Origin of the sequence: Corynebacterium sp. HMSC08C04 (genome assembly GCF_001807495.1) — a bacterium.
Classification (GTDB): Bacteria; Actinomycetota; Actinomycetes; order Mycobacteriales; family Mycobacteriaceae; genus Corynebacterium; species Corynebacterium simulans.
On sequence record NZ_KV789217.1, the window covers coordinates 1 to 24,887 of the forward strand.

The following is a 24,887-nucleotide window of genomic DNA, read 5'->3' on the forward strand; positions in this document are numbered from 1 at the left end:
ATCAGGTGTCTACCAAACAGGGGTCAGGTCCTCCGGATTACCCCTGCGACGGCCACCAGACCCGTCGAAACCGAGCACGATCACGTCCCCATCCTGCAGCTGCTTGGAATCGTCAACCACGGCCCTAACATCGACCTGCGATAGATACGAGTCCGAAGCATGGGTGACCTGGTTGAGGAAGTACTGCCGCGCATCTTGAGGGTCCGTAGCGGGGTCGTAAATATCCGCCATAATACGGTCAATATCAACCCATCCCCCGTTATCCTTAGCTGAATCACCATACGCCACCAGCAACCCAGCACGCAGGGAATCTTCATCGGACATGTCCGTATCCGGCGGGGCTTCCTGGTGGTCCATTAAAAGACCATCATCGCGCACAGTCCCCTCTTTAATGGACTGGGCATATTCAAACGAAGACTCCGACACCGAACCCGAACCGGGACGATAAGCATTAGGAGTTTCGATTGACGTGCCACCAGTGCCCGCCAAGTTACGGCGAATGACAGCAGCCAAATTGACCCCGCCATTATTGCGGTACCAACTTTCCGTCTGGTCTAACGCCGCAAACACTGGACGCTGGCCCTCTTTCGACGTGCCCGCCGCCGTGATGTACTCGATACGGCCCTGTGGCAGCGCCACAAACGTCTCCATCGGGTCAACCGAATAATAATCCATAATCGGGCCTTGGCGAATCATCTGCAGAACAGGGTCAAACGCATTTCGTGTTTGGTCCTCATTCACCGCCGCAAACTGCACCCACGGGGTACGAACCTCCGACCACGGCTTACCAACCGGCTTACCATTAGCATCCCAGCCGTCGAATACAACCGGGCCAAGCGCCTCACCAATACCGAGCGCCCCCATCATTGGTGACTTACCGTACTTCTTGGCGCGGCTAAATACAGCACGACGATAAACACGTCTACCCGTCAATGGGTCAAGACGGTAAAAATCAAGAACAAACCGTGCTTGCTCATTAGTCAACGTCAACGGGCGATAATCCGCGCAATCCGGCTGCGCCAGCATGTCCGTATAAAAATCGAGCATCGCCCAACCAAGCGTCGGGAACTAAATTCGCCCGGATAATCAGGTTTCCAAGGCATGGGCATCACCACCTTAACTATCTAAGAATCAACCGCCCGCAACTTCGAATAACGCTTCTTAGTGGCCTCCCCCACCTGGCCCGAACGGCGACGCTCACGCTTATCATCCGCTTCATCAGCCGCCGCAAACTGGATACGCAAACGAGCACGAGACTCCGCAGTAGTACCAAACATCTGGGTACGCAAACGAAGCTCATTAGCCATACGGACATTGCCAGACCACACCTCGGCATGAATCAATGCACAGTCCAGCAATTCTGCCCAATCAACCTCGCGAAACTCCGACGCGAGAGGGTCGTCCTTCCACATTGCCCACCAACGCACAGTCTGCTCCGGCCAATCCTCACCCCCAGGGCGACACTCCGGCAACGGCGGCTGCGCAACAGGGTCAGACACCAGAACAGTCATCTGCGCCTCGCGCTTCTTGCGCGCACCATGCCCAGCCAACTTATCTGCAGGCTTAGCAACCATGCCCTTACCAGCCATCACAACCTCCTTAAATCAACGCCAACTGTTCCCCACTACCCCGATGCTGTTTTGCGCTATTACACCCCAAATGCGAAGCCTGAACATTCCGCATCTCATGCTTTCCCCCACATGCCAACGGAACAATATGGTCAACCGACGCGCTACGCATATCAGGCCACTTAGCCCGCTTCGGTATGCGCTCCCCACAAATACCGCAAGTCCACTTATCGCGCTCAAACACCGACAACGGCTCCACATCCTCAACAAACGCAGAACGCTTACGTGCACGGTAACGAGTACGCACCGCCGACGCCCTATCAGGATTCTTCTTCCTCCACTGCGCCGAATAATGCGAACCGCACAAACCGTAAGCACTCACAGGACGTGAACAGCCATCAACAGAACACTTTGCCTGTCGCTTCGCATATTCCTTCCGCGATAAAGAACGGCACTCAGGCTTAGAGCAAAACACGTTCACCTTGCGCCTACGCATTTCTGCGCCGCAATTCTTACAACGCGGCCGAGGTGGCTTACTAGCTTCCGCACGCACCAAAGAACGGCGATAACTAGCCGCATTAGCCTCGCGATAGCTCTCACTATTTCTATGATAAAAAGCGACACGGCACGCAGAAGAACACCAACGACGGGGATTACGGCACCCCGACTGGTCAAGCTCAACACCGCAACCACGGCAATTGGTGGGCACCGGCTTCTTATCGGCGGGATACCTTTCCCCCACAATCCCCCTAGTACGAAAAGCAGACGCCTTACTCCCACACGAATCCGAACACCACTTTCTATTCCTGCGGACAGGCTCCGGCAGCGCCGAGCCACACCACAAGCAGCGCCCTGGGGCGAAATTGCCATACGGGTATGTAACATTATCCACGTTGAAACTCCTTAACAGTTTCAGCCATGAGCCGGGATGGTTGCCGCCATCGCCGGTTCTTTTCATCAGCATATCAATTTTTAGTTATCTGGATCTCCACGGTTAGGCGCAGCCTTAGCAACATTGCCCTCCGACCGAGCTGGAAGCCTGGGGGAGGGTTAATCCCCCTGCCTTTTTGAAAATCTTTTTCATATTTTTAATAATTATTTTTTTATTAACCCTGGGTGGGGTTCAACCGGATACTTGGCTCGGCTTTTCCTCCCCTGGTGGCCGGCCCGCATTTCCCCTCGTGTTTTTTGCCTGTGGCACCTTTTACAGAGTGTTTGTAGATTATCGAGGTTGTGGCCTCCGCCGCTGGCGACATTTTTGATGTGGTCAACTTCAAGGTCTTGGGTACTGCCGCATTTTACGCATTGGTAGTGGTCGCGTTTTAGCGTTTGTTGGCGTTGTTTGTAGGGGGCTCCTCCTGAGGGGTTTTCCCACATGTTGTGTTTCTCCCCTCCTTCTTTTGTGTCTTGTTCAGGTCGTGAGCCTGCGGCCGCGCCCGGTGAATGGTTAAGCGATGAATTCCTGGTTGCTTATTCTTCTGGTTTGGGTGGCGACAAGACTGGTTAAAACGACGAAAACCCCGCTTGTGCCGGGGTATAAGTTGTCGTCGCGTCGATTGTACACCAAACTTGGTGAGGGTTTCTATAGCTTGTCTACCGATTCGGTGATTGCCTCGTGCAGTCGTGCTGCGAGGGTATCGCTGAATACTTTCTTCACCTCGGTGAGGTCGGTTCCTTTGACTATGAATCCTCGGTCATAGCTTTCGACGAACGCACGTTGGGGTGGAATGTAGAAGTCGTATTGGCTGACTGTGTATGAGTCTTGTGGTCGGAAGATGTCACGGCACTGCATGAAGTAGAGTGTGTTCTTCCTAGCCTGGATTTTCTTGTAGTCTTCGCCGGCTTCTTCTTGCCATTTTCGGGTGTCGCCGTCGAAGATTTCTATACCGTAGTCGTGGTCGTATCGGCTTAGTTGCTCTACGTTTTTGGTTCTTTCTTCGATGTAGTTGATGGCTTCTTCGAGGGTGGTGTATGCGGCGTTGATTCGGTAGTCGGAATATTCGCCGCTGGTGACGATGTATATGCGTTGGGTCATTGTTGGGCCTTTGCGTAGTTGAGGGCTTCGGTGAGTAGGTAGCCGTTTTGGGTGTTGTTTCCCCAGGGTATTGGCTGGATGGTGATGCGTCCAGATTTGCCCCATCCTCGGATTGTGTCGGCGGTGGTTGGTATGCCGCGTGCTCGTAGTTGTCGTGCTATGTGTTCTGCTCCGTGTCTGGGTTCTTCTGCATCGGCTACCTCGCGGGCGGTGCGTGGTCGGCAGTGTCGGCCTATCACCTTTGCCTGGTGTTCGAGTTCGTCTACCAGGTCGCTTGCCCACTCCAACTCTGAGATGGCTTGTGCGTGGAAGGCGAGCTTGCGGCACAAGGCGGTGGGGCCGGTCTCATTGTCTCGTATCTTCACCTGCACATCTCCTAAAGCATTGAAGGCTACTTCGCGTAGGCGTACTGATTGTTCGAGCCAGCAGGATACGTAGAGCCAGTTGCCTGGTGATTGTGGGCCGGGTGTTGGTTTCATGACGCGTGCTTCGGGTGGTGTGGGTCGTGAGTATTTGAGGCTGTTGAGTTCTTGGTAGAGGTTGGCGAGGTGGCGGGCTAGGTGGCGGAGTTGTTGTTCGTCTACTTGGCTCATGGTTCTCCTATGAGTTGTGGTAGGTGGTTGAGGGTTGTGATGGTGCGCCAGGTGGCGGGGTCTGCACTCCCCCTCGCCTTCCAAATCAAAACGCCTCCTACTACTGGTTTGGTGGTGTTGGCGCGCAGGGTCTGCACTTGGTCTTCGAGTTGTTGGAACCATTTGGTCCATTGGGGTGTGGCGACGTCTTTGACTTGGATGCAGAGAAGACCTCGGGGTGTGTCTGCTATGACGTCTCCGAGGTCTTCGTCCCATCCTGCGCGTGTGCGTCGTGTGTTGGGCCAGATGGTTTGTAGGTAGTCGCGTACGGCTCTTTCTGCGCGGTCGCCTTTCTGCTTGTTGCGGTTGCTCACTGGCCCATCCTTTCTGCGTGTGCGAGTAGTGCCAGGGCAAGGGGGCGGAGTTCGCGTGTGTAAAGCGTTAGCGTCTCGCTGTGATCCTCATCCTTGAGGTAGACGCAGCCGTTTTCGCCGTTTGTGACGTATATCAGCGCGTCGCCGTACTCTATCCCCGGTAGTGATAGTGGTAGTGGTCTACGCGGTAGCACGTACCGCCGTGTTCTTGCTTGCTCGTCGGCGCAGGCGATCGCCTCAGAAAACGTGGCTTTATCCTCCCATTTCACACCTATTGGCGAGATGATGCACCATCGCGGGCCGTAGCAAAAATCATCTTCATCTGGGTGGATGAACATCGTATTTTTGCGGCATACTGTCCACTTGCTCATTCCTCCATCACCTCCGGCTGGCCGACTAGTCGTCGTACGATTCGTGTTTCTTGTCCGGGGTGGTCGCGGTAGGCGCGGACTTCTTGGACGGCTTCGCTATCCTGCCAGCGATTTTCCCACGATGGGCGGCTGTATTTCCACCCGTCCGGGGTCAGGTATTGCACGGCGTATTCCCACTCCCCTGCTGCTGGTTTGCCGTGTGGTGCCCAGGCGCGGGGTAGGTCGTCGCGTGGGGTGAGGTTCTCAGGAATGGTGAGAGTGCCTAACTGCCCTTCGTGGATTAGCTCACAGAATCCTTGATTGTTGGGGCTGTCCCCTACGTAGATTGCGAGGTTGGTGCGCTCGTCGGGGTCCGGGAAGTCACACCACATTCCTCGGCAACGCGCTCGTTCCTGTTTGGTCATGTCTGCGAGGGTGGTCATGCTTTCTCCTGATAGTTAGCTGCTGCGAGTAGGGCTAGACCGGCTAGGTGGGCATTTTCGATGCTGTGCCCTGCTTGGATTTCTCTGGTGACGATCATGTCCCCGGGCGTGAGTTCTACGTCGCAGTCAGGTGTTTCCCATACGGGATGTTCCTCCCCGCACTCTGTGAAGATGTAGGACGGCTCAGGGAGGTCTTCGGCTAGTAGCCCTGCTTTGGCGAGGGCTTCTACCGCATTGACGGCGGTTTCGGTTGGGAGTTCTGATTCGCGGGCGGCTTCCATGATGAGGTGCGCGGCACGGTCAAAATTAGTCATCGTGGTCTCCTGGTGCTTCGTCGGTGGGTGGAAGGTCTAGCACGGCTGCTTCCTGCGCGGCTAATTTGCTCCGTAGCGCGATGACTTCCTGCGCGAGTTGTGGGGCCAGTTCGGCGAGGTTGACGTTTGCTTTCTCGCGTGGATCGTCCTGGTAAAAGTCTTCCGCGAAGCCCAGCCCGCTGATTCCCTCCGTGAGGCTGATTCTCCACGGGCCGGGTGTCGCCTGGCCGAGTAGGCGTTTCAGGGTGCTGGTACTCAGGTCAGTCATCATGGTCTCCTAGTGCTTCTTTGATGTGCTCTACTACCCGCGTAGCGAGGCGCTGCTCTATCGGCGTGCGCTTCGGGTCAGTAGCGGCGTACTGCCAAATGTCGATAATGTCCTCTAGGGCATCCCTGAGGATGAGTAGTTCTTGGGCTATCTCGGGGCCGAGGGCAACCAGCTGGCTTATCTCTCGTTCCGCTCGTATCCCGTATATCTCTTCGTTCTTGCTGGGGTAGTCATGGTGAATGCTGCTGGCTGCGGCACCCTTGTACGTCCATTGTAAGGCGGAGGGATTTTTTCGTTCCTCATCGAGTAGGCGCTGGATGTTGGTGGTGCTCAAGTCAGTCATTGGCTTATCCCTCTACCCAGGCGTGTTCAGGGCAGTAGGTGTATGCGTCGTTGAAAAGTGAGCCGTCAATCTCCCACCCGCCATAAACCAGGGCTTTTTGCATGTCTCTTTCGGTGAGGTTTTCGAGAGTTGTGGGACAGCCACGCCAGTCGCAAGTGGCGTAGTACGCATCCATTTGATTAACGCTCATTTGTGTTCTCCGTTTCGTGTCGGTTATCGGGCGTGGGACGGTACTCCCACAGATACGGCTTTTCGTATGGGGTGAACGTGGGACCGGTGATTTGTCGGCGCTCTACGGTTCGTAACCACCTCCACCCGTGTTCTTCGGTGCGCACCGGATGCCAGGCGAACCAGCGCTGCCACGGGCCGGTGCTCATTACTGCACCTCTGTGAGGGTGTAGCGGCGACCAGTAGGGGTGAGATTCTCGGGCGACGTGTAACCCATATAGAACTCTCCATATTGGTTGAAGACGATTCTCACCTTGTCAGAACGCTGGGACACGTTAAGCATGATTACTTCCCCGTGGTCGGGGTGCTCCGCTTCCGCGAAGCGGTGCTTGTCGTTGTCCCATTCGACCTCGGCCATCGTTGGCGCTGGGGTGTTGGCGAGGATGAAGTTAGCTGCGGCTTGAATTTCGGGCGAGCTGACTTCATAGGACTTGTTCCACTCTGCCCATTGGCGGGCGAGCTGTGCATCTAGGATTTCTTGGCGGGTTGGGTTACGCATTGGGGGTTTCCTCCCATTCGGTTTCCGTCCAGCTACCTTTGACGGGTGTGCCGTCTGGTGCCCAGGCGCGGGGTAGGTCAGGGCGCGTGACGCAATCTTCAAGCCTTGCGTAATTGTCGCTGTATACCGGGTCGAGGATGATTGCGCCGTGTTTGATTGCGCCGGTGCTTTCGAATTCGCCTGTGTAGATGACGGGGCGTGGGTTGTGTGTCACGGTTATCCATGTGCCGATGAGGTTGGCGCGCTCCTGCGGCGTGAGGTCATCAAGAGTGGTCATGCGTACCACCCCCAGCGGAGTACCGTGGTAGGGCCTCCTGCTAGTTCCTCGTCGGAGACTGTAGTGCCAAAATTGTCCGTCCAACTGTCCAGCTCATACTTCATATAAGGGGGACATATGTTGCTCGCCACGATGGTGCCCGACGGCGCGTTCTCGTAGTCCTCAACGGTGGTTAGCGTCTCCGGGTGTTCCGGTTTGCTGATTTCGCGGATTTCGTAGCGCTTGCCATTCGGGGTGAGGTGATTCGGGTTTTCCAGCACCGGCGCGTAATACCGGTTTATATCAGCTACGTCGAAAACTCGGATAAGGCCATCCCGCACGCCCACCATGGTTACCTCGTTCCCATCGAGGTCTACGGCCCCGGCTAGGTAGTGCTTATCGAAGTCCCATTCCACGTCCGCCATTGTCGGCGGGGTTGTGTTAGCCAAGATGTATTCCATCGCGGCGGTCACATCCGTTCTGCGATCCGCCCTCGGTATAGCCTTAATCTTCTCCGCCCACTCACGGGCAAGGCGCTCTGTGTTGTTATTCATTTTTAGTCTCCCCATCCGTATCGGAGGATTTTCCATGGGCCGCTGTTTTTCATTTCCATGTGGTAACGCACATCATCCAGACTTTCCCAATACTCGGGGGTGACCTTTTGGAATGAGTTTCCTGTGGGTTCGGCGGCGACGGTTCCCTCTGGCGCGCCCCCGAAGTCCTCAACGGTGACAAGCTCTACCGGGTCCAGAGTGAGATCATCGGGGTTCACACATTCCCAATCTGAACCGCCCACAAAACAACTGTTTTCGTAGGCAAAGCGGACGAGATAGGTCGCGTCTGGGTATGCGCTGATAATGATTCCGCGCCCGTACTCTGGGTGCGTTGCCCACCTGCCGAAAAGATTTTCCTTGGGTAGCAACTCGCGGATTGCGGCCATGTCCCCGGCTTTTATGAGTGAGATGGGTACTTCGATGGTGTTGGGCATCTTATTTTCCTTTCTAAGCGCTTAAAGTGTGTTGTCCGCCTGTTTGTACCGGCGGTGGTGTGTTTGCCTGTCTGTGGGGCTGCTGGGCGTGTTTTTGGGGGTGTTAGCGGTCTGCCCAGAGGTCATAAACCCTGTCACAGATGCAGGGCCAGCCTTCACAGTGCGGACACTCCTGGCATTCGTCTTCGTAGTCGTGGCTCATGGCAGGGCCTTTCCTTTCAGGTATGGGTCGTTGTTAAGGGCGAGGTAGTTTGCGGCGTGAAGGGCTTCGGGCCAGTTGTTGAACTGGCGGCTGAAGGGAAATCCGTATGGCAGGGCGATCGGGCCTGAGCGTTCTAGGATGTGCCATCTCCTAGCTCCGTCGGGGCGAATCGTGGATCGCACGAGGAATCGTGGCTTGGTGAGGCGTCGCATCAGAAGGGTCCTTTCATGGGTTGGTGGGTGCATTTGGCGACGGTGCCGTTAGCGACCTTCACGTAGCCGAGGTCGTCGCATTGGGTGCAGGCGTCGATGGCTGCGCGGCGTTGGGTCTTGGCTTCGGCGTTGGTGTGGGTGGTTTGTTCGGTTTCCCAGGCGTCGTTGATGAGGGTGCGGAGCAGCCCGGGGCCTTTGGGGTTGGGGCGGGCATTGAATTTTCGGGTTCCGGTGGCGATGGCGGATTCGGAGATTCCCGCTTGGCGGGCGCGGCGCGTAGCGTCCGCTAGCCCGTCGAGAGTTAAGCCGCCGCCATCTTCCGTCGCCCCTAGATCACCGTAAGTTGGCTGGCTTTCTTTACCCATTGATCGGGTCGGGTCGGGTCGGGTCAGGTCGGGTAGAGCGGACTCCCCCTCGGACGGCCATGCGGACGGCGCAGCGGACTCCGTGCGGACGTCCATGCGGACATTTTTGCGTTTACGCTGCTTATCGCTTTTTGCGTTGCGCGCTTCTTGTTTTCTTTGCGCGTCATTCGCACGCCGTTCGAGGATCGATTCGCGTGACGGTTGCTGATCTAACCAATCATGAAATGCGTAGCATTTCGCACCCGAATCATCTCTCATTTCGATCCACAATCCAGCTTTAATCAAGGCATGAATCTGTGCTTTTGTGCCACCTAACTTCCGCACTTTCGCGGCTGGGATGACTCCATCAGTGAGCTGCTTCGCGCACCAGGTCGCGGCTGTTACCCATAACCCGCGGGCGGCCATGGATAACGTTTCAATCTTCGGATGGTCGTAGAAACCATCGTCAACTTTGAACCATGTCATTTGTCATCAGTGCCCTTCCCCTTTGCCGCCGCGTCCGCAGCCCACAGGTAGGCCTGTGCCCTGTGAATGTGTTTCTCAATTTCACGTAAATCCCACTCATTGAAGCTCGCAGCATCATAGGCCGCCATAGCTAGAGTGGATGATTCATTAAGATGCGCAGATGCTTGAAACAGGCAGTGCTTAAGATGGTTGTATTCACTCATGATGATGTCCTTCCATTCGGTAAGTAATCGTTGCGATGGCCAGGACCACGGCGGGGTTAATCACCACACCGTGGCGGGCCGCGCAGGCAATAGCCGCGTAGGTGTGGTCTTGGATGCTCATGCCACGCGCTTAGCTTCTTTGACGAGTTCGCCTTCAAGGCGTCTTCCGGTCGTGGTGTACGTCCAGATGGCCTGCCCTGGTTCGCCAGCGCGTTTGTTTGGGCGGATGAGATCGTGGCGTTTCAGCCATTCCCGCGCTGGTTCTGGCATGTCATCTATTGGGCGCTTGGTAGCGATCATGGTGCGCAGGCCGCGAGGTAGTAGGCGGTTGCATTCATTAACGGTGTTGGCCTTTTTCGGCAAAATTGATTCATTCATTGTGGGTTCTCGTTTCGTCTTTTTCGAGGACGTATTTGGTCATGTCTGCGGCGTCGAAGTAGGCGTCTCGGTAGAGGCTGCTGCCTGCGGCGAGGGTTTCGAGGTCTGCTTTGAGCTGAAGGACATCGTCAAGTAGGCGTTCGTAGAGGTTCTGGTATTTCATCGGGGCAAAAGAAAAGGCCCCGCTTGTGGACTGTGGAGGTCCTAAACAGCGGGGTTTATTGGTTGGGGTCGATAAGAACAGGTGCGTCCGCGTCGAGGGTGAAGCGGCCGTCGCGGGTCGCCCCGTACACGTAGTCACCTTCTTGGGTGGCGTAGACCAGGCGGTCGGGCACAAGGCGCGGGTCATAAGAATCGGGGTCAAGGACGATGCGGCAACCCTTGAATCGGGGTAGGTCTGCCGCTGTCATCTCCTGGTAGGGCATCAATACTCGCCTCGCCTAATGAGGCCGATGACGTGTGCAGCTGCTTTGGCTAGGTCTGCTGCCCCGAGGTCTTGCAATTCAGCGGGGGTTGGATCATCGTTGCTGTAATACTTCATGTGGTCGATGCCGTAGGCGTAGGCGAGGAGCCTGCCCTCTAGCTTTTTAAGCTTTTCTTGGTAGTAGGCGGCATCCATGCCAGTCACCTAGAACGGTGGCTGTTGGTCTTGGCCTACGGGTGCGGGGTCACCCCACGCCCCCGTTGTGGCGGTCTGGCCCTGGGATGCGGCCTGATTCCACTGCTGCTGAGCCGAAGACTGCTGCGCGCCCTGACCTTGCCCGCGTGGCTGGTTGTAGAAGCTGCTGGCAAAAAGCTCAATCTTGCTGTGCTTCTCCCCCTCCCTGGTTTCCCACGAGCGGGTAATCAGCTTGCCGGTGACAGCAACCTGGTCGCCCTTCTTCAGCTCGGCGGCGAGGTGCGCCCACTGCACAGGGTTCTGGTTCTTGGTCTCATCCCAGATAGTCACATCTAGGTACATGCTGCGGGTTTTCACCCATTGGTTCTGTTCCTGGTCGAACTTGTTATCCGAGCTGGCGAGGGTGAAGCTAGCAACGGCCTTACCTCTCTTGGTGAATCGCAGTTCCGCGTCACGAGGCAAACCGCCGGTAATGGTGATGGTGTCAATCATTTACTTCTCTCCTCCGAGTTCTGCCCAGCGGGCGTTGACCATCTGCATTACGTTGCTCGGCACTTCCCCCGATTCCTTCAGTTTGCCTGCGAAGATGGTCACGTCATCCGGCGTAGTAGCCTCGGCGAGCGTTTGATGTACCAGCTCAATGAGTTGTGCATCATCATCTGCGTCAACCACTTCCGGCTCCGGCTTCTTCGTCAATGCGGGCACCGGCGCGCTTTCTGCCTTCGCACGCACATCCTCACGAGTAGCGGTAGCCGTCACCGGCTTCGGGGCGAACGCTGATTCCTCAGTCTCTGAGTACAGGCCCATCAGCGGCCCGGCAGCAATCATGCGGGACAGCTCAGCCTGGCACTTAGAGCGCAGCATCTCCTGCGGATTCGTGGCATAACGCTTATTGCCGGTATAGCCCGCCTTCTTAGCGCGCTCCATCGTCCACGTCACCGACTGCTCAGGGCCACCAGGCTTACGCCCAGCCCACGTCACCGACTCATCCGAGGCCTCAACCTCCCACAGTTCACAGCCCGCGTTCTCAGCCACCGCGACCATGGCGCGGGCATACATGCCGGTCTTACCGTTGATGACGAAGAATGCTTCTAGTGCCCCGTCGGGGTCAAAGCCCAGGGCAGTACCGCGAATGATGGCGGCGGCGGCATCCATGGGCTTGTTCTTGTAGATGGTGGGGCATGCGCCGGTCTTGGTGATGAAGTCCGCGTAGTCGAATGCCATGGCCTTCAGCTCGGCGTGTTGGCGGAGTTTGGCCACGCCCTTCTCCATGAGGGTTGGTGCCTTGTTGGGGTCGTAGAGGGTTGGGGTTTGGTCTGGGTTGTAGAGGGAAACGTCAGTCATTACTGCTCCTTGATTGTGAGGCGTGTGTAGCCTTCGCGGGTTTTGGTCTTGTATTGCTTGTAGAGGTCTGCGTGGTCTTTGCGGAACGCGGCGGAGTCAAACGCCTTGGAGGGCTGTGTGGTGGAGACGGTGAGGTGGTAGCCGCCGTAATCACCGGTGTGGGAGTCGCCGGTCAGCTCTAGGATTTCGGCCTTCAACGCGTCGATGCTCTTCTTGCGGTCGTTCACCTCGTCGGTGAGCATGGCGTATTGGGCGACGAGGTCGGTTACATTGTCCACCTGGTCGAGGCTGGTGATTTCACCCATCCACTCCGGTGTAGTGCCGTCCAACCAGGCGAACCACTCCGTGGCGGTGTCCATGAGCTCAGCGGCGAACTTCGGGTCATAGGTGATGGTGCGATGGTCTAACGTCACGGGTGTGAAGTCCTCATGCACCTCCACCAGCAGGGCGCAGGCTTCTGCCCCGGTGTAGTGCATGTTCGCCTGAATCTGTGCGTAGTACTGATTAGGGCACCAGTCATGCCAGCGGCCACCCTGAAACGGCTCAGTGCTGGTCTTAATCTCCCCAATCACCTCAAGGTCTTCGGCATAGAGGTCAGGTGTGCAGGATAGGCGCTCATCATCAGGGAGGAAGATGGTTTGCGGCTCCGAGTTGTAGACCAGGCGCGAGTCCACTTCGTCAATCAGCACCTGGGCGAGCAGGGGTTCGCGGGCACTACCCCACTCTGTGTATTGATTGCCCTTGAACTTGCTGCCGTTCTCCTTGGCGTCGCGTATCTCATGCCACGTCGCCGCATTCCTACTACAGTGCAGGCGGGCTAGCTCCGTGGAGGTCAGCCGACCCTGTCGGAAAGCTAGCCAGTCTTCGTTATCTGCTGGGCTGTAGCGTCTCACTTGCGCCCCTTCTCGTCATAGCGCGACAGGGTCATATCAGTCAGGGTGCAGGCAATGTCAGGGTCGTAGCCTTTGTCCATGAAGGCTTGCATCACGTCGTCGGCTTCCTCAATCAACGGCTCCAAATACAGGAAGTGTGGGTTGATGGTGGTCAAATGCGGTGGCATTTTGTTGGGGGTGTTCATGCTGTCCTTTGAAGTGTTTGGCGGGCGTGGTAGGCGTGGCGTGGGCAGAATCGGAATCCTGTGCCCCATCCGAGGTCGTCGGTGCCTTCAGCCCAACACCCGGCGTACAAGCAGCCTCTTTCCTGGCGAAACTTGAGTAGGGCTGCGCAGGCTTCTTTCCGTGTCCGAAACGACTGCGGTGTTGGGATTGCTGCCCACCAGCGTTTATGGGCAAATTCTGGTTTCGGTAGGGGTTCTTCTCTCACAGTGCGGCGCGCTCCATGTCGATGATTTGCTCCAGCTCAAAGCACTTATCGCGCAGCTGCGGGAAGTGCTCTCCGTGGTCATGCATCCAATCCAGGACTTCTCCCTCAAGGCGGGCCAAAGCTACTTTCTTTGCTTCCCGCGAGATGGTGATGGGTTCGTATCCGAACATTGGCATTACAGCGCCCCCAACCAGACCGGGGGCATGGCGATGCAAGTGATGAATACGATGCCGATCAAAATACCGGCAACAAACATCAACCAGGCGAAGCGCATGCGTTTGGCGAGTTGGTCTTCAAGGCGAGCAATCTTTCGATAATCACTACCCGCATCGCGGCGTGGTGGGCGCTTAGGCGTGTTCTGGGTGGACATTCCTGGTTTTCCTTTCATAAGCACTAGTCAGGGAAGCAACATGGTGGGCGTGGGCTGCGCCATCCTTGAGGCGGCGGCGGATATTCTCCGGCGCATTCACGTAGCGATACAGGGCCTGATAACGGCCCTCGATTTCTTTCAAATGTGTGATGGCCTCAGCTAGTGGGATTTCATGCGGCATTATCGCCACCTCATCGTGTACTTGCGGCGATGCTTCCCGCGGCGGAACAGTTTCTTTAGCCAGGTCATGCTGCGCCCTCCGTCAAATAGTCATCGCACCAGGCTGGCTGCGTGCGCCACATCTTGCCCTGCTTCACGGCATGCAAATCACCGCGCCTCATCAACATCCGCACCGTGTCTGGGTGCATGCGCAGGTACTCTGCGGCTTCTTTAGCGGATAGCCATGTAGACTTCATGGTGTTCTCCTTTCGAGAGTCGAGAATTGGGACCCCGCTTGTGCTTGGTAGGCTGCGGGGTCCTTTTCGTGTGTGTGGTGGGGTGCAGGTGGTCAGTGCCCGGCGCGACCCTGCTGGAAGACCAAGGCCGCGAACGAAAGGCCGGGTTAACACCTTTAGGCCGCGTAGTGTCCACAGACGGATAGCCCGTTAACACCCCAAGTGCCGTGTGCCGGAGTCGAACCGGCGGCCTTCCGCTTATGAGGCGGATGCTCTACCACTGAGCTAACACGGCAAAGTTTTACGTCCTTGGTGGTTCCCTCCCGCTTACGGCGGGGTTCCTGCCTTTGCGGCTTGGGCGCGGTCAACGGACAAGTCAACGTCTCACGTGCCCCGGTATCTTCTGTCAGGACAATTCACTATTCAGTTTTCAGTCATCACGGCCTGCGGGTTCATGCCCCATCCCCTAGGACATGACCTCCGCTGCCTGGTGCCCGCGGGGAGGCTTGCACTCCCCCGCCTGCTAAGTCGGGCTATCGGGTGGCGTCTACCTGGGATGCCCGTCAGACAGACTCCGGCAAGATGTCATAAATGGAGCGGTCCACCTCAATGCCGGCATTCTTGGCTACGGTGATTGCCCACCCGGCCCGCACGTACAGTGTTTGGCGCACCTGCCCGTTGTGGTAGCGCGGAGCATTGTGCTGGGCGCGCAGGTCAAACAGATTCCGGTATGCGGCGTAAGCGCGGTATTCGTTGCGGTCAACTACGCCACCCTTGCGGGATGACCACTCACGGGTCTGCACCTTGCGGTAAATCATCTTCGCGTCCATTAGTTTCTGGCGGGCCTGCGGCTCAGTCAGCCCGAAGTGTGCGCCCCAATCCTTGACGGTCATGACGTCTGACTCGATGGATACGCAGTGGTCGTAGTACTCCACTTTGGGCTTCGCGGCTTCAAGCGCGAGTGCTTGGTCTGCGGTCTTTGCTTCAAGTTCCTTGATGGTGCTGTCAGCAATCTTGATAGCGCGGGCCATGAGTTCTTCCGGGGACAACTGCGCTGGCTCCTTCGCCTTGCGCTCGCATTCAATGAAGTACTGGCGAGCCTGCTTACCTTTGTCCGTGCGCTGAATCATGGAGATCTCTTTAGCCATGTCCAGAGCCACGACGTGGTCAGTACGCGGGCGACCTGCGCCTGATGGTTTATCGGAAATTTCCGAGAAATCCTGACCTGCGGTAAAGCCGTAGGCAATCATCCGCTTCATCCAGTCGGTGTAGTTGTCGCGGACATCCAGGAAGGCGTGCAGGTCTCGGCCCATGACTGCCTGAATGCCGTCGCGGTCTTGAATGGGAATTAGTTCATTCATGGTGTAGGCTTTCTTTTAGGTTTTGTTCCAGCCCCCGTTCCAGCGGGGGCTTTTCTTATGCGGCGGCTTCTTCTACCTGGTCGAACCAGGCACCGATGTAGTTTTTGTCTCCTTGTAGGGCGGATACTCGTAGTGCGAGTTCTGCGGTTACCTTCGCCCCAGCTCGCAGTTTTGGTATGTCTGCGGTGTGTACTCCGATGAGTAGGGCTAGCTGCTCTTCGGTTTGTAGGTTCCTGGAGCGCATGATTGCGTCTAGGGCTCCGGGGCGGAAGGTAAACCGGGGCGGTGCTATGACAGCCATGTAGTTACCTCCATGTGGTTTGAAATTTTTGTGTGCGGTGCTGTTCTGCGCCGGTGAAACACATATTGCCATTCTGGTTTACATGCCGCAAGTGTCCCCAGTGTGCGCACCCCCGGCTGCCACCCCCGGCTGGCCGTTTAATCTGCGCTAATTGCGGCGTTTACACATTGCCACTAATATCCAATTTATGAACTTTGAAACCTGGCTAGACAACCTAATCGGCGACGACACCCGAGCTACCGCATCTAAAAAAGCCGACTACGCACAAAGCACCATCTCTCGCCAACTCTCACGCGGATACCTGCGCCCCGAAACGGTTATTGCGCTTTGCCGCGCTTATGACCGCTCCCCCGTCTCAGGCCTCATAGAGACCGGCTACATAAACGACTACGAACTCCACGGCCCCGACGTGGAAATAGCCCTCCGTGAGGCCACTAACGAGCAGCTGCTAGACGAAATCATGCGCCGCTCCGACCCACAAGCCCGCTATCTATTCGGCAACGAGGGCGACGATGACGTCATCGGCCTAGCCCCGCACCTTGCCCCCGTGTCCGACCTGTCTGATTCAATGCCGCTAGGCGCGGTTGCATACAGCGGCCCGGACGAGGACGCGGAAAGGAATGATGCCTATGACGATTAGTGCGGTAGAGCTGCACCTCCTAGCGGAAAGCATGGGCGTGCAGCTACGGCGCCACACAGGCGGGCCGCCCGGCTGGTACGACCACCATCGGCGCATAATCAGCACAAGGCGCGGGCAATCCATCAGCCAATACAAAAGCGTCTTAGCCCACGAACTAGGCCACGCTGCCCACCGTGACACCCCAACTGGTAACGGTCATTTTGACCAGCGTCAGGAACGACGTGCCGACGAATACGCCGCAAACCTACTCATCAACCCCCACGACTTCGAAGCCGCCGCCATCTGGCACCAAGGCCACCTCCCCGCCATAGCCGACGAACTCGAAGTCACCAAACATCTACTCAAAACTTGGCAATCCCTATACGAAAGGACAGCAGCATAATGCCCCACTACGAAACCCAACGCACTCTCATCGCCTCCCCTCAGCAAGTCCACGGCCACCTTGTCCAAACTCTCCCCACCATCAAGGACGTGGAAGTCCAGGACGCCGGCAACCCCATCCTGGTACTCCGTAAGCGTCGCATCACCGCGAACCGCAACAAGATGAACGCTGCCATCTCGTTTGAGGGCAACACCCTGAGCATCAGCATCGACGGCCTCGGCGGAGCGCACGCACCCTTCGCCGCCGAAATCCTAGGACTCCTCCCCACCGGAGCGATTGACGACCACGGAATCGGTGAAGTCATCGCAAATATGGACAAGAGCGCTAAATTCTTCGCCAGCCTTGAAATCAACAACCTGATTGAGGACATGCGACCTGGTGAACGTGTCCTGTTCATGACCTCCGGCGTGGCCAATGATCGAACTTGCGCCATTATCCTCACTAACCAGCGAGTCTTATTAAAGGACAAGGGGATTATGAATCATTCCACCAAGGAGATTGACCCGCGTGCCGTGACATCAATTTCCACGGGCAAAAAGCTAACGGGTGAGAGCGTCGCGCTGACGGTTTCCGGTTCTGAATTGGAGATCTCGACCATGCCGCATGGTCGAGGCACTGAGTTCGCAGAGCGCCTGCGCGTACTGCGAGATGAAGCTAACGCGCCCACACCTGCCCCGGCTCCCACAGCAGTCGATGGCCTAGGCCAGTTGCAGAAGCTTGCCGAGCTTCACGCCGCCGGCGTGCTCACCGATGAAGAATTTGCGGCAGCGAAGGCCAAAGCGCTCGGATTGTAATACGTAGGAATGCCTTCGCGGAGCTGAGCTCAATACGCGAAGGCACCCTAGGCCCAACCGGGGGGATGTGGGCCACCAAGATTATAAATCAATACCGCCCCCGGTGCTTGTCATGTGGAAGTGCAGCACCAGGGGCGTATCCCATCCCATCAAAAGACAGGACAGGTCTATTCTATGGCATCTGTAAAGAAATATGAGACAGCTAAAGGCCATGCGTGGCGCGTGCAGTACCGCTCTCCCGATGGTAGGAACCGGAACAAGCGCGGTTTCCGCACTAAGGATGAAGCCCGAAAGTGGGCTGAGAAAAACGCCGCAAGCATCACAGACGGTGACTGGGTGAACCCTGCGGCCGGCAAGGTGCGTGTGGAGGAACTCGGCGCCCGGTGGCTAGCAATGCAAACTCACCTGAAGCCTTCGACAACGGAGCTTTATAGGCAGGTGTGGAACTCTGGTGTTAAGCCGCGGTGGGGTGGCGTGCGTGCCGGTTCTATTTTGCCGTCGCAGGTTCAGGAGTGGGTCGCGGAAATGACGTTGGATGATGTTTCTGGTTCATGGGTGAGGCATTGCCATATGGTTCTTGCCCAGGTGTTGGATATGGCGGTTGGTGACAGGTTGTTGAAGAAGAATCCGGCGCGGGGTGTGAAGCTTCCGCGTAAGGGTAAGGCCCGGAAGGTGTTTTTGACTATGCCGCAGTTGGAGGCGTTCGCTGCGGAGTGTGGCGACCGTGAGGACTTGATCTTGTTGTTGGGTACGTCTGGTTTGCGGTGGGGTGAGGCTATAGCGCTGCGCCCGTGTGACCTCGACCCGCTGCGCGGGCGTATCAATATCACGCGGAACGCGGCGAAGGTCGGTAATGATGTTGTTCTTGGCACGCCTAAGACGCATGAGGCGCGCACGGTGGCTGTGGCGCCGCGGGTGATGGAGATGCTCATGGAGCGCGCCGCAGGGCTGGGTAAGGATGATTTGCTGTGGACTGGTAAGCGGGGCGGCTGGCTGCGGGCGCCGGGGCACAATACTTGGTTTGATGGTGCGTTGAAGCGCGTGCAGGCTAAGGATTTATCGTTTCCTCGGGTTACGCCGCATGGTTTGCGTCATGTGGCGGCTGGGCTGTTGATTCAGGCGGGGGCTAATCCGAAGATTGTGCAGCGTCAGTTGGGGCATGCGTCGGCGGCGATGACGTTGGATCAGTATGCGGAATTGTGGGATGACGGGTTGGATGAGATTGCCAGCGTTTTGGATGGAAGTTTTTCGGATGCAGTCAAATTGCAGTCAAATGACGGTAAACGGGCTGTTGAGCAGGGGGTTTAGCTAGGTTCGAGTCCTGGTGGGGAAGCCAAGAAAACTCCTGCTTACTTCGCATTTCGAAGGAGCAGGAGTTTTTATTTTGAGACCTCGAAAAGCCTAGGAAGTCGCAGACGGGGTCGCGTACGGGCTACGGGATGAGTCCACGACTTGCCCAGCATGTGCGCTATGCGACGCCCCAGCAGACTTCTCGAATACAAGCGCCGCCGGCTTGACGCGCACGTCAGGTTTTTCGCCCTTGTTCACCACAACCATCTGGCCCATCATGCCCTTGTCCTCGTGCAGGAGCATGTGACAGTGGTACATGTACGGAATGGTCTTATCCGGGAAGTAGCCCAACTCCACGAGCAGCTTGGCAGTTGCCTTGGGCGGAAGATTGACGATGTCCTTCCAGCCCATCGTCGGAACCGCGATGTCCTTGCCATCGCCATAGTCATAAGACAAGACCTTGAAACGCGAATTATGGATGTGAAAGTTGTGCGGCCAATCGCTATTTTCGTTGGTCACAGTCCATACCTCAGGCTTGTCTTCCTCGATCACGGTGTCCACGCGGGCCATGTCCATGGACTCACCGTTAATCATGAAGGTATTGAGCACGAACTCGCGCTCAGTCAGCCCCTCGGCAGACGGGACGTCGGCAGCCGCGGGATCCAAGGTTTGCGGCAGAGCTGGCGCTGCAGGCGCATCCTCCCCCGGCGCGGTGATATGCAGGATGTCAAAGCTGTCCTTGAAGCCAAAGTCCGCAGAGTACTCATCTTCGGGGATGCTGAAGTTGTCCTTGCGCGGCACCGACTGCAACACCACGTCCTTGCCGGGCTCCAAGTCCACGAGGACCTCGATGCGCTCGCCTGGCCCGATGAGGAGTTCGTCGACCTCAACGGGGGCGTCGAGAAGCCCGGAGTCAGTAGCGATGACGTTAAACGGCGTCCCGTTATCCAGGGCCAGCGTGTAGAAACGCATCGAAGCGCCGTTGAGCAAACGGAGTCGAACCCGGCGCGTGGTGGCGGTGAAAGCTGCATTCGTGATGCCGTTAACCACAGGAGTAGTGCCCATGAGACCGAGAGTGCCGTCAACCTGGTGATCAAACTGGCCGTCCTCAGTGAACTTCGCATCCATAATGACCACCGGAATGTCATCCACGCCGTACTCAGAAGGAATGTCGAGCTTATCCGATACGTCGTCGTCCAAGATAAACATGCCAGCAAGTCCGCGGTATGCATGGGTTGCCGTGGCCATGTGCGGGTGCGGGTGATACCAGACGGTGGCGGCGGGTTGGGAAATCTCCCACTGTGGCTTCCAGGTCTTGCCCACCTCAATCGGCGAGTGTGGTCCACCATCGGAATAGGCCGGAAGCTTCATTCCATGCCAGTGCACGGTGGTCATTTCGACCAGGTTATTGGTGATTTCCGCGCGGACCTTTTCACCTTTGTGCGCCCGCAGCGTGGGCCCTAAGAAGGCGCCGTTGAATCCCCAAGTGCGGGTGTTGTTATTGCCCGAGATAACCTCCGAATGGCCGTCTTGGGCGGTGAGCTTGAAGACCCTTGTACCGCCATCCATCTCACCTTCTAAAAGTGGCGGAATAGGAAGGGGCCGCGGCGCCGCGTCATAGCCCACCGGGGCCGGCTGATCCTTATTCTTCGTATTGGCACAAGCCGTGATGGCCGCACCCGCCGCAGCGGCAGAAGCAGTAAACAGAGCACCTTTGAAAAAGACACGACGCGTAAAACCCATAAATACCAGAGTATTTTAGTTGGCTACTAAGCCAAACCTATTTCGGCCAATTCAGGTATTTATCACATACGCTTGATTTATGCCGATCCCAGACCAAGAAGCTCGTCCCGCCCGCCTTTTCGCATCCTCAAACGCCCTACAAGGCATCGGTGACCAATTAGTCTCCGGAAAGACCGTCCTGCCCTGGCTCTTTGCACAGCTGGGCGTCCCGCACTTTTTTACCGCACTACTGGTGCCTATCCGAGAGTCTGGCTCCATGCTCCCGCAGGCCGCACTGACCCCGTGGGTAACTTCCCGTCCGACCCGCAAGAAGCTATGGGTGTGGGGCTCGGTCGTTCAAGGCATTAGCGCCCTCGTGATTGCAGGTGCCGCAGCGGTATTTGAAGGTTGGGTTCTCGGCACGATAACCATCGCTGCGCTTGCCGTGCTTTCTGTTTTCCGCGCTTTGTGCTCGCTGACGGGAAAAGACGTCCAAGGCCGGACCATTTCTAAAGGCAGCCGCGGTGAGGTGACGGGGCTTGCTGCTCAAGCATCGGGCGCGGTAACCCTACTCGTTGGCCTTGTGCTCGCGTTCTTGGGCCAGCTTCCGCCGCTGGGGCTTGCCGCAGTTCTCGGTGGTGGTGCGCTGAGTTGGTTCGTTGCGGCAGCGATATTCTCCTCCATCGATGAGCCCGTTCCGGATGAAGCAGAAACCGCGGCCGCCAAAAAGAATGCATCCGAGGGCCCTCACTGGTGGAGCGATACCTGGAAGCTATATACCTCCGACGAAGATTTCCGCCGCTTTGTTAACGTGCGCGCCCTTTTGCTAGTGACTGCGCTATCAACCACCTTCATCGTCACGCTTTCCCATCAAAGCGGCACCACGGTGCTCAGCGGACTCGCGGGCTTCGTGCTTGCTTCTGGCCTTGCCAACCTGGTGGGTGGAAAAATTTCCGGCATCTGGTCGGATCGCTCTTCCCGATTGGTGATGTCGTGGGCGTCGGTTGCGGCATCGCTGACCCTAATGCTCGTGGTCGCTTGTGCTCATTGGGCGCCAACCTGGGTTTGTGCTTGGGCTTTGCCGCTGGGGTTCTTTTTGGTCAACCTCGCGCACACGGGCATCCGCGTCGCGCGTAAGACTTACATCGTGGACATGGCAGGTGGCGATAAACGCACCTTTTATGTCGGTGCGGCCAACACGATGATGGGCGCAATCTTGCTTGTTGTAGGCGCAATCTCCGCAGTCATTTCCCTTGCCGGGCCTACCGCTGCCCTGCTTTTCTTGGCTGCACTCGGCTTCATCGGAGCTTGGCGCGCCAGGATGCTGCGTGAGGTCTCTGCCTAGTTCGTAGCAAACCAGCGCCGAACTGGGGTGCGCTTTATCCCCCAATAATTACGTGGGGCGTTAAGATGTGGGACATTACTCCCTAAATAAGACTCGACGACAGGAGAACGAAGAAACTCGTGGCTGATACAACTAAGTGCGCCATTGTTGTTCTAGCAGCGGGCGCTGGCACCCGAATGAAATCCGCAAAGCAAAAGACTTTGCACGAAATCGGCGGCCGCCCGCTCATCGGGCACGCGCTGCATGCTGCGGCTGGTATGCACCCGGAGCACCTCGTCGCCGTCGTCGGCCACCAGCGCGAGCAGGTCTCTCCTGCCATTGAGGCCATCGCCGCAGAACTGGGAACCGAGGTCTCCCAGGCAGTGCAGGAAGAACAAAACGGCACCGGCCACGCAGTGCAGTGCGGTCTCGAGCCACTCCCCGACTTCGATGGCACCGTCATCGTCACCAACGGTGACGTCCCCCTTCTTCGCACTGAGACCATCCGCGGGCTTTTCGACGCCCACGTTACCGCCGGCAACGCCGTGACGGTTCTGTCGATGCAGCTTGCTGACCCAACCGGTTATGGCCGCATCGTCCGCGGCGCAGACGGCAATGTCGAAGCCATCGTTGAGCAGAAGGATGCAGCAAGCGAGCAGCTTTCCATCAACGAGGTCAACTCCGGCGTATTCGCTTTCGACGGCGCAATTCTGCGCGACGCCCTAACCAAGCTCGATTCCAACAACGCCCAGGGCGAGCTCTACATCACTGACGTTTTGGAGATCGCCCGCACCGCAGGCCACAACGTCGGCGCGCACATTGCTGCCGACGCCGGCGAGCTGGCAGGCGTCAATGACCGCGTCCAGCTCGCCGCAGCTGGACGCGAGCTCAACCGCCGCACGGTGGAAGCCGCCATGCGCGGCGGTGCCACCATCGTCGACCCTGCCACCACCTGGATTGGCGTTGACGTCACCATTGGCTGCGACGTTCTCATCCACCCGGGCACCCAGCTGTGGGGCAAGACTCACATCGCTGATGGCACGGAAATCGGCCCGGACACCACCCTGACCGATATGCAGGTCGGCGAGGGCGCCAAGGTCATCCGCACCCACGGTTCCGAGTCTGTGATTGGCGCTAACGCCAACGTCGGCCCGTTTACCTTCATCCGCCCGAAGACCGAGCTCGGCGAAGGCGGCAAGCTCGGCGGCTTCGTCGAGGCGAAGAATGCCCAGATCGGGCGCGGTTCCAAGGTGCCGCACCTGACCTACATCGGCGACGCCACCGTGGGCGAGGAATCCAACATCGGCGCTTCTTCCGTATTCGTCAACTACGACGGTGTTAACAAGCATCACACCGTAATCGGCAGCCATGTGCGCACCGGATCTGACACGATGTTTATCGCACCAGTCAATGTCGGTGACGGCGCTTATTCCGGGGCGGGTACAGTTATCAAGGAAGATGTTCCTGCGGGAGCACTCGTAGTCTCCGGTGGCAAGCAGCGCAACATCGAAGGCTGGGTTCAAAAGAAGCGTCCGGGCACTCCGGCAGCAGAAGCTGCCGCCCGCGCACAGGACAACAACAAGTAAGGGGAATTACCGCCCATGACTGGCAAGGTAACCGGCAGCAGCAAGAATATGAAGCTCTTTTCTGGGCGTGCACACCCAGAATTGGCTGAAGCTGTTGCCAAGGAACTGAAGACGGACCTCGTTCCAACCACCGCTCGTGACTTTGCAAACGGTGAGATCTTCATCCGCTTCGAAGAGTCTGTCCGTGGTGCCGACTGCTTCGTTATGCAGTCCCACAGCCAGCCGCTGAACAAGTGGCTGATGGAGCAGCTCATCATGATCGATGCGCTCAAGCGCGGCTCTGCCAAGCGCATCACCGCTATCCTGCCGTTCTACCCATACGCACGTCAGGATAAGAAGCACCGCGGCCGCGAGCCGATCTCCGCTCGCCTGGTTGCAGATCTACTACAGGCTGCTGGCGCTGACCGCATCGTTTCTGTTGACCTGCACACTGACCAGATCCAGGGCTTCTTCGACGGCCCGGTCGATCACATGCACGCAATGCCGATTCTGGTTGACTACATCAAGTCCAAGTATCCCTTGGACAACCTCGCAGTGGTCTCCCCGGATGCTGGCCGCGTCAAGGTCGCTGAGAAATGGGCACATGAGCTAGGCGACGCCCCACTGTCCTTCGTTCACAAGACTCGTTCCACCGAGGTTGCAAACGAGACCGTCTCCAACCGCGTTGTCGGTGAGGTCGAGGGCAAGGACTGCATCCTTCTGGATGACATGATCGATACCGGCGGAACCATCGCTGGCGCAGTTCGTGTGCTGAAGGAAGCAGGCGCGAAGTCCGTCGTCATCGCTTGTACCCACGGCGTCTTCTCCGATCCGGCACGTGAGCGCCTGTCCGAGTGCGGCGCTGAGGAAGTCATCACCACCGATACCCTTCCGCAGTCCACCGAGGGCTGGTCCAACCTGACCGTTCTTTCGATTGCTCCGCTGCTGGCTCGTACCATCCACGAGATTTTCGAAAACGGCTCCGTAACCACGCTCTTCGAGTCAAACTAAGCGCTTAAAAAGCAGCACGTAAAAGGACCGTCCAGCACACGGCTGGGCGGTCTTTTCATTTCCCCCCAAAAAACAGAAATGAACTTGACTAATATTTACTCGGAGGCTTGACGAGGCACTTTCCTTGGGTTTTCCCTGCCTTGCGCTAGACGCCACATAAGATGCAGCCATCATGAACCTGTGCTACGACTTGCACGTTGGCAACGGATACCGCACCACAATGAAAGGACATAATGATATGACCTACAATGCGAACTATTTCTCCGGGGAAAGCAAATACAGCAAAGGTGTCGCAGCTGTGCTGTGCGTCCTTGGTCTCTTCCTTGTGGCTGGTCTTCACCGCATATATGTGCCGTTTCGGCGTAGTTGGTAGGGGCAATCCG

The 24,887-nt window shown here is 57.3% G+C and carries 42 protein-coding genes and 1 tRNA gene; 7 read left to right on the forward strand and 36 right to left on the reverse strand.

Going from position 1 to position 24,887, the window contains the following annotated elements; all coding sequences use genetic code 11:
* Positions 1 to 9: 9 nt before the first annotated feature.
* The 34 genes from HMPREF3169_RS07760 to HMPREF3169_RS07905 all read right to left on the reverse strand — a co-directional run bounded on the left by HMPREF3169_RS07760 (position 10) and on the right by HMPREF3169_RS07905 (position 15,776).
* A complete protein-coding gene (locus tag HMPREF3169_RS07760; RefSeq protein WP_070456057.1) occupies positions 10 to 1,047 on the reverse strand; it encodes a hypothetical protein in 1,038 nt (345 codons plus the stop codon).
* A 77-nt stretch (positions 1,048 to 1,124) separates the two neighbouring features.
* Positions 1,125 to 1,589 (reverse strand): phage terminase small subunit, encoded by a 465-nt coding sequence (locus HMPREF3169_RS07765; protein WP_070456058.1) that lies wholly within the window; start codon positions 1,587 to 1,589, stop codon positions 1,125 to 1,127.
* Between the two features lie 10 nt (positions 1,590 to 1,599).
* A complete protein-coding gene (locus tag HMPREF3169_RS13610; RefSeq protein ID WP_083286100.1) occupies positions 1,600 to 2,532 on the reverse strand; it encodes an HNH endonuclease in 933 nt (310 codons plus the stop codon).
* A 131-nt stretch (positions 2,533 to 2,663) separates the two neighbouring features.
* On the reverse strand, positions 2,664 to 2,945 hold the full coding sequence (locus tag HMPREF3169_RS13615) for an HNH endonuclease (protein WP_083286101.1): 282 nt from the start codon (positions 2,943 to 2,945) through the stop codon (positions 2,664 to 2,666).
* A gap of 205 nt (positions 2,946 to 3,150) precedes the next feature.
* Entirely contained in the window at positions 3,151 to 3,603 is a 453-nt protein-coding gene (locus tag HMPREF3169_RS07770; RefSeq protein WP_070456059.1) for a hypothetical protein, read from the reverse strand.
* The gene (locus tag HMPREF3169_RS12980; protein ID WP_148132111.1) at positions 3,600 to 4,196 is read right to left on the reverse strand and encodes a hypothetical protein; all 597 of its coding nucleotides are present in this window, start codon (positions 4,194 to 4,196) and stop codon (positions 3,600 to 3,602) included. The genes HMPREF3169_RS07770 and HMPREF3169_RS12980 overlap by 4 nt, the downstream gene beginning before the upstream one ends.
* 349 nt (positions 4,197 to 4,545) lie before the next feature.
* Positions 4,546 to 4,920 (reverse strand): hypothetical protein, encoded by a 375-nt coding sequence (locus HMPREF3169_RS07785; RefSeq protein WP_070456062.1) that lies wholly within the window; start codon positions 4,918 to 4,920, stop codon positions 4,546 to 4,548.
* Positions 4,917 to 5,342 carry a hypothetical protein gene (locus tag HMPREF3169_RS07790; protein ID WP_070456063.1) on the reverse strand — a complete coding sequence of 142 codons (426 nt, stop codon included), beginning with the start codon at positions 5,340 to 5,342 and terminating at the stop codon, positions 4,917 to 4,919. The genes HMPREF3169_RS07785 and HMPREF3169_RS07790 overlap by 4 nt, the downstream gene beginning before the upstream one ends.
* A complete protein-coding gene (locus tag HMPREF3169_RS07795; RefSeq protein WP_070456064.1) occupies positions 5,339 to 5,656 on the reverse strand; it encodes a hypothetical protein in 318 nt (105 codons plus the stop codon). The genes HMPREF3169_RS07790 and HMPREF3169_RS07795 overlap by 4 nt, the downstream gene beginning before the upstream one ends.
* On the reverse strand, positions 5,649 to 5,924 hold the full coding sequence (locus tag HMPREF3169_RS07800) for a hypothetical protein (RefSeq protein ID WP_070456065.1): 276 nt from the start codon (positions 5,922 to 5,924) through the stop codon (positions 5,649 to 5,651). The genes HMPREF3169_RS07795 and HMPREF3169_RS07800 overlap by 8 nt, the downstream gene beginning before the upstream one ends.
* Positions 5,917 to 6,267, reverse strand: coding sequence for a hypothetical protein (locus HMPREF3169_RS07805; protein ID WP_070456066.1), 351 nt, complete (start codon positions 6,265 to 6,267; stop codon positions 5,917 to 5,919). The genes HMPREF3169_RS07800 and HMPREF3169_RS07805 overlap by 8 nt, the downstream gene beginning before the upstream one ends.
* A 4-nt stretch (positions 6,268 to 6,271) precedes the next feature.
* Positions 6,272 to 6,457, reverse strand: coding sequence for a hypothetical protein (locus HMPREF3169_RS07810; RefSeq protein ID WP_070456067.1), 186 nt, complete (start codon positions 6,455 to 6,457; stop codon positions 6,272 to 6,274).
* 186 nt (positions 6,458 to 6,643) lie between these two features.
* A complete protein-coding gene (locus tag HMPREF3169_RS07815) occupies positions 6,644 to 6,994 on the reverse strand; it encodes a hypothetical protein (protein ID WP_070456068.1) in 351 nt (116 codons plus the stop codon).
* Positions 6,987 to 7,271, reverse strand: a complete 285-nt coding sequence (locus tag HMPREF3169_RS07820) for a hypothetical protein (RefSeq protein WP_070456069.1) — start codon at positions 7,269 to 7,271, stop codon at positions 6,987 to 6,989. Before HMPREF3169_RS07820 ends, HMPREF3169_RS07815 begins: the two co-directional genes overlap by 8 nt.
* Entirely contained in the window at positions 7,268 to 7,804 is a 537-nt protein-coding gene (locus HMPREF3169_RS07825) for a hypothetical protein (protein WP_070456070.1), read from the reverse strand. The genes HMPREF3169_RS07820 and HMPREF3169_RS07825 overlap by 4 nt, the downstream gene beginning before the upstream one ends.
* 2 nt (positions 7,805 to 7,806) lie before the next feature.
* A complete protein-coding gene (locus tag HMPREF3169_RS07830; RefSeq protein ID WP_070456071.1) occupies positions 7,807 to 8,238 on the reverse strand; it encodes a hypothetical protein in 432 nt (143 codons plus the stop codon).
* A gap of 413 nt (positions 8,239 to 8,651) precedes the next feature.
* A complete protein-coding gene (locus tag HMPREF3169_RS07840) occupies positions 8,652 to 9,482 on the reverse strand; it encodes a hypothetical protein (RefSeq protein ID WP_070456073.1) in 831 nt (276 codons plus the stop codon).
* Positions 9,479 to 9,685: a hypothetical protein gene (locus tag HMPREF3169_RS07845; RefSeq protein ID WP_070456074.1), complete on the reverse strand. Its 207-nt coding sequence runs from the start codon at positions 9,683 to 9,685 to the stop codon at positions 9,479 to 9,481. Before HMPREF3169_RS07845 ends, HMPREF3169_RS07840 begins: the two co-directional genes overlap by 4 nt.
* On the reverse strand, positions 9,678 to 9,806 hold the full coding sequence (locus tag HMPREF3169_RS13530; RefSeq protein ID WP_256388634.1) for a hypothetical protein: 129 nt from the start codon (positions 9,804 to 9,806) through the stop codon (positions 9,678 to 9,680). The genes HMPREF3169_RS07845 and HMPREF3169_RS13530 overlap by 8 nt, the downstream gene beginning before the upstream one ends.
* Positions 9,803 to 10,063, reverse strand: coding sequence for a hypothetical protein (locus HMPREF3169_RS07850; protein ID WP_070456075.1), 261 nt, complete (start codon positions 10,061 to 10,063; stop codon positions 9,803 to 9,805). The genes HMPREF3169_RS13530 and HMPREF3169_RS07850 overlap by 4 nt, the downstream gene beginning before the upstream one ends.
* The gene (locus HMPREF3169_RS13145) at positions 10,056 to 10,226 is read right to left on the reverse strand and encodes a hypothetical protein (RefSeq protein ID WP_168162629.1); all 171 of its coding nucleotides are present in this window, start codon (positions 10,224 to 10,226) and stop codon (positions 10,056 to 10,058) included. Before HMPREF3169_RS13145 ends, HMPREF3169_RS07850 begins: the two co-directional genes overlap by 8 nt.
* 55 nt (positions 10,227 to 10,281) lie before the next feature.
* Positions 10,282 to 10,488 (reverse strand): hypothetical protein, encoded by a 207-nt coding sequence (locus HMPREF3169_RS07855; protein WP_070456076.1) that lies wholly within the window; start codon positions 10,486 to 10,488, stop codon positions 10,282 to 10,284.
* On the reverse strand, positions 10,488 to 10,682 hold the full coding sequence (locus HMPREF3169_RS07860) for a hypothetical protein (protein WP_070456077.1): 195 nt from the start codon (positions 10,680 to 10,682) through the stop codon (positions 10,488 to 10,490). The genes HMPREF3169_RS07855 and HMPREF3169_RS07860 overlap by 1 nt, the downstream gene beginning before the upstream one ends.
* 9 nt (positions 10,683 to 10,691) lie before the next feature.
* Positions 10,692 to 11,174 carry a single-stranded DNA-binding protein gene (locus HMPREF3169_RS07865; RefSeq protein WP_070456078.1) on the reverse strand — a complete coding sequence of 161 codons (483 nt, stop codon included), beginning with the start codon at positions 11,172 to 11,174 and terminating at the stop codon, positions 10,692 to 10,694.
* Positions 11,175 to 12,026, reverse strand: a complete 852-nt coding sequence (locus HMPREF3169_RS07870; RefSeq protein ID WP_070456079.1) for a hypothetical protein — start codon at positions 12,024 to 12,026, stop codon at positions 11,175 to 11,177.
* A complete protein-coding gene (locus tag HMPREF3169_RS07875; RefSeq protein ID WP_070456080.1) occupies positions 12,026 to 12,919 on the reverse strand; it encodes a YqaJ viral recombinase family protein in 894 nt (297 codons plus the stop codon). The genes HMPREF3169_RS07870 and HMPREF3169_RS07875 overlap by 1 nt, the downstream gene beginning before the upstream one ends.
* Complete coding sequence (locus HMPREF3169_RS07880; RefSeq protein ID WP_070456081.1) at positions 12,916 to 13,104, reverse strand: hypothetical protein; 189 nt, start codon at positions 13,102 to 13,104, stop codon at positions 12,916 to 12,918. The genes HMPREF3169_RS07875 and HMPREF3169_RS07880 overlap by 4 nt, the downstream gene beginning before the upstream one ends.
* A 241-nt stretch (positions 13,105 to 13,345) precedes the next feature.
* The gene (locus HMPREF3169_RS07885; RefSeq protein ID WP_070456082.1) at positions 13,346 to 13,525 is read right to left on the reverse strand and encodes a hypothetical protein; all 180 of its coding nucleotides are present in this window, start codon (positions 13,523 to 13,525) and stop codon (positions 13,346 to 13,348) included.
* Positions 13,525 to 13,719, reverse strand: a complete 195-nt coding sequence (locus HMPREF3169_RS07890) for a hypothetical protein (protein WP_070456083.1) — start codon at positions 13,717 to 13,719, stop codon at positions 13,525 to 13,527. Before HMPREF3169_RS07890 ends, HMPREF3169_RS07885 begins: the two co-directional genes overlap by 1 nt.
* The gene (locus HMPREF3169_RS12985; protein ID WP_148132112.1) at positions 13,697 to 13,900 is read right to left on the reverse strand and encodes a hypothetical protein; all 204 of its coding nucleotides are present in this window, start codon (positions 13,898 to 13,900) and stop codon (positions 13,697 to 13,699) included. The genes HMPREF3169_RS07890 and HMPREF3169_RS12985 overlap by 23 nt, the downstream gene beginning before the upstream one ends.
* A 64-nt stretch (positions 13,901 to 13,964) precedes the next feature.
* Positions 13,965 to 14,135 carry a helix-turn-helix domain-containing protein gene (locus HMPREF3169_RS12765; RefSeq protein ID WP_083286102.1) on the reverse strand — a complete coding sequence of 57 codons (171 nt, stop codon included), beginning with the start codon at positions 14,133 to 14,135 and terminating at the stop codon, positions 13,965 to 13,967.
* Between the two features lie 202 nt (positions 14,136 to 14,337).
* Positions 14,338 to 14,409: transfer RNA gene (locus HMPREF3169_RS07895), tRNA-Met, on the reverse strand.
* A gap of 268 nt (positions 14,410 to 14,677) precedes the next feature.
* Positions 14,678 to 15,475, reverse strand: coding sequence for an antA/AntB antirepressor family protein (locus HMPREF3169_RS07900; RefSeq protein WP_070456084.1), 798 nt, complete (start codon positions 15,473 to 15,475; stop codon positions 14,678 to 14,680).
* 55 nt (positions 15,476 to 15,530) lie between these two features.
* Positions 15,531 to 15,776, reverse strand: coding sequence for a hypothetical protein (locus tag HMPREF3169_RS07905; RefSeq protein ID WP_070456085.1), 246 nt, complete (start codon positions 15,774 to 15,776; stop codon positions 15,531 to 15,533).
* Positions 15,777 to 15,963: 187 nt separating this feature from the next.
* Here HMPREF3169_RS07905 and HMPREF3169_RS07910 point away from each other — a divergent pair, with 187 nt between their 5' ends.
* The 4 genes from HMPREF3169_RS07910 to HMPREF3169_RS07925 all read left to right on the forward strand — a co-directional run bounded on the left by HMPREF3169_RS07910 (position 15,964) and on the right by HMPREF3169_RS07925 (position 18,900).
* A complete protein-coding gene (locus HMPREF3169_RS07910; RefSeq protein WP_070456086.1) occupies positions 15,964 to 16,416 on the forward strand; it encodes a hypothetical protein in 453 nt (150 codons plus the stop codon).
* A gap of 31 nt (positions 16,417 to 16,447) precedes the next feature.
* The gene (locus HMPREF3169_RS07915) at positions 16,448 to 16,798 is read left to right on the forward strand and encodes an ImmA/IrrE family metallo-endopeptidase (RefSeq protein WP_148132113.1); all 351 of its coding nucleotides are present in this window, start codon (positions 16,448 to 16,450) and stop codon (positions 16,796 to 16,798) included.
* Entirely contained in the window at positions 16,798 to 17,592 is a 795-nt protein-coding gene (locus tag HMPREF3169_RS13265) for a PH domain-containing protein (protein WP_070456088.1), read from the forward strand. The genes HMPREF3169_RS07915 and HMPREF3169_RS13265 overlap by 1 nt, the downstream gene beginning before the upstream one ends.
* A gap of 174 nt (positions 17,593 to 17,766) precedes the next feature.
* Complete coding sequence (locus HMPREF3169_RS07925) at positions 17,767 to 18,900, forward strand: tyrosine-type recombinase/integrase (protein ID WP_070456089.1); 1,134 nt, start codon at positions 17,767 to 17,769, stop codon at positions 18,898 to 18,900.
* A 93-nt stretch (positions 18,901 to 18,993) separates the two neighbouring features.
* Here HMPREF3169_RS07925 and HMPREF3169_RS07930 read toward each other — a convergent pair whose 3' ends face one another.
* Positions 18,994 to 20,625 (reverse strand): multicopper oxidase family protein, encoded by a 1,632-nt coding sequence (locus HMPREF3169_RS07930; RefSeq protein WP_061921443.1) that lies wholly within the window; start codon positions 20,623 to 20,625, stop codon positions 18,994 to 18,996.
* 79 nt (positions 20,626 to 20,704) lie between these two features.
* Between HMPREF3169_RS07930 and HMPREF3169_RS07935 the strand changes: the two genes are divergently transcribed.
* From HMPREF3169_RS07935 to HMPREF3169_RS07945, 3 genes are all read left to right on the forward strand, one after another.
* A complete protein-coding gene (locus tag HMPREF3169_RS07935) occupies positions 20,705 to 21,949 on the forward strand; it encodes an MFS transporter (protein WP_061921440.1) in 1,245 nt (414 codons plus the stop codon).
* A 119-nt stretch (positions 21,950 to 22,068) separates the two neighbouring features.
* Entirely contained in the window at positions 22,069 to 23,514 is a 1,446-nt protein-coding gene (glmU, locus tag HMPREF3169_RS07940; RefSeq protein ID WP_061921437.1) for a bifunctional UDP-N-acetylglucosamine diphosphorylase/glucosamine-1-phosphate N-acetyltransferase GlmU, read from the forward strand.
* 15 nt (positions 23,515 to 23,529) lie between these two features.
* Positions 23,530 to 24,504 carry a ribose-phosphate diphosphokinase gene (locus HMPREF3169_RS07945; RefSeq protein WP_061921434.1) on the forward strand — a complete coding sequence of 325 codons (975 nt, stop codon included), beginning with the start codon at positions 23,530 to 23,532 and terminating at the stop codon, positions 24,502 to 24,504.
* Positions 24,505 to 24,649: 145 nt separating this feature from the next.
* Here HMPREF3169_RS07945 and HMPREF3169_RS13270 read toward each other — a convergent pair.
* Positions 24,650 to 24,887: hypothetical protein (locus tag HMPREF3169_RS13270; protein ID WP_210387474.1), on the reverse strand; the 238-nt coding region annotated here is incomplete at its 5' end.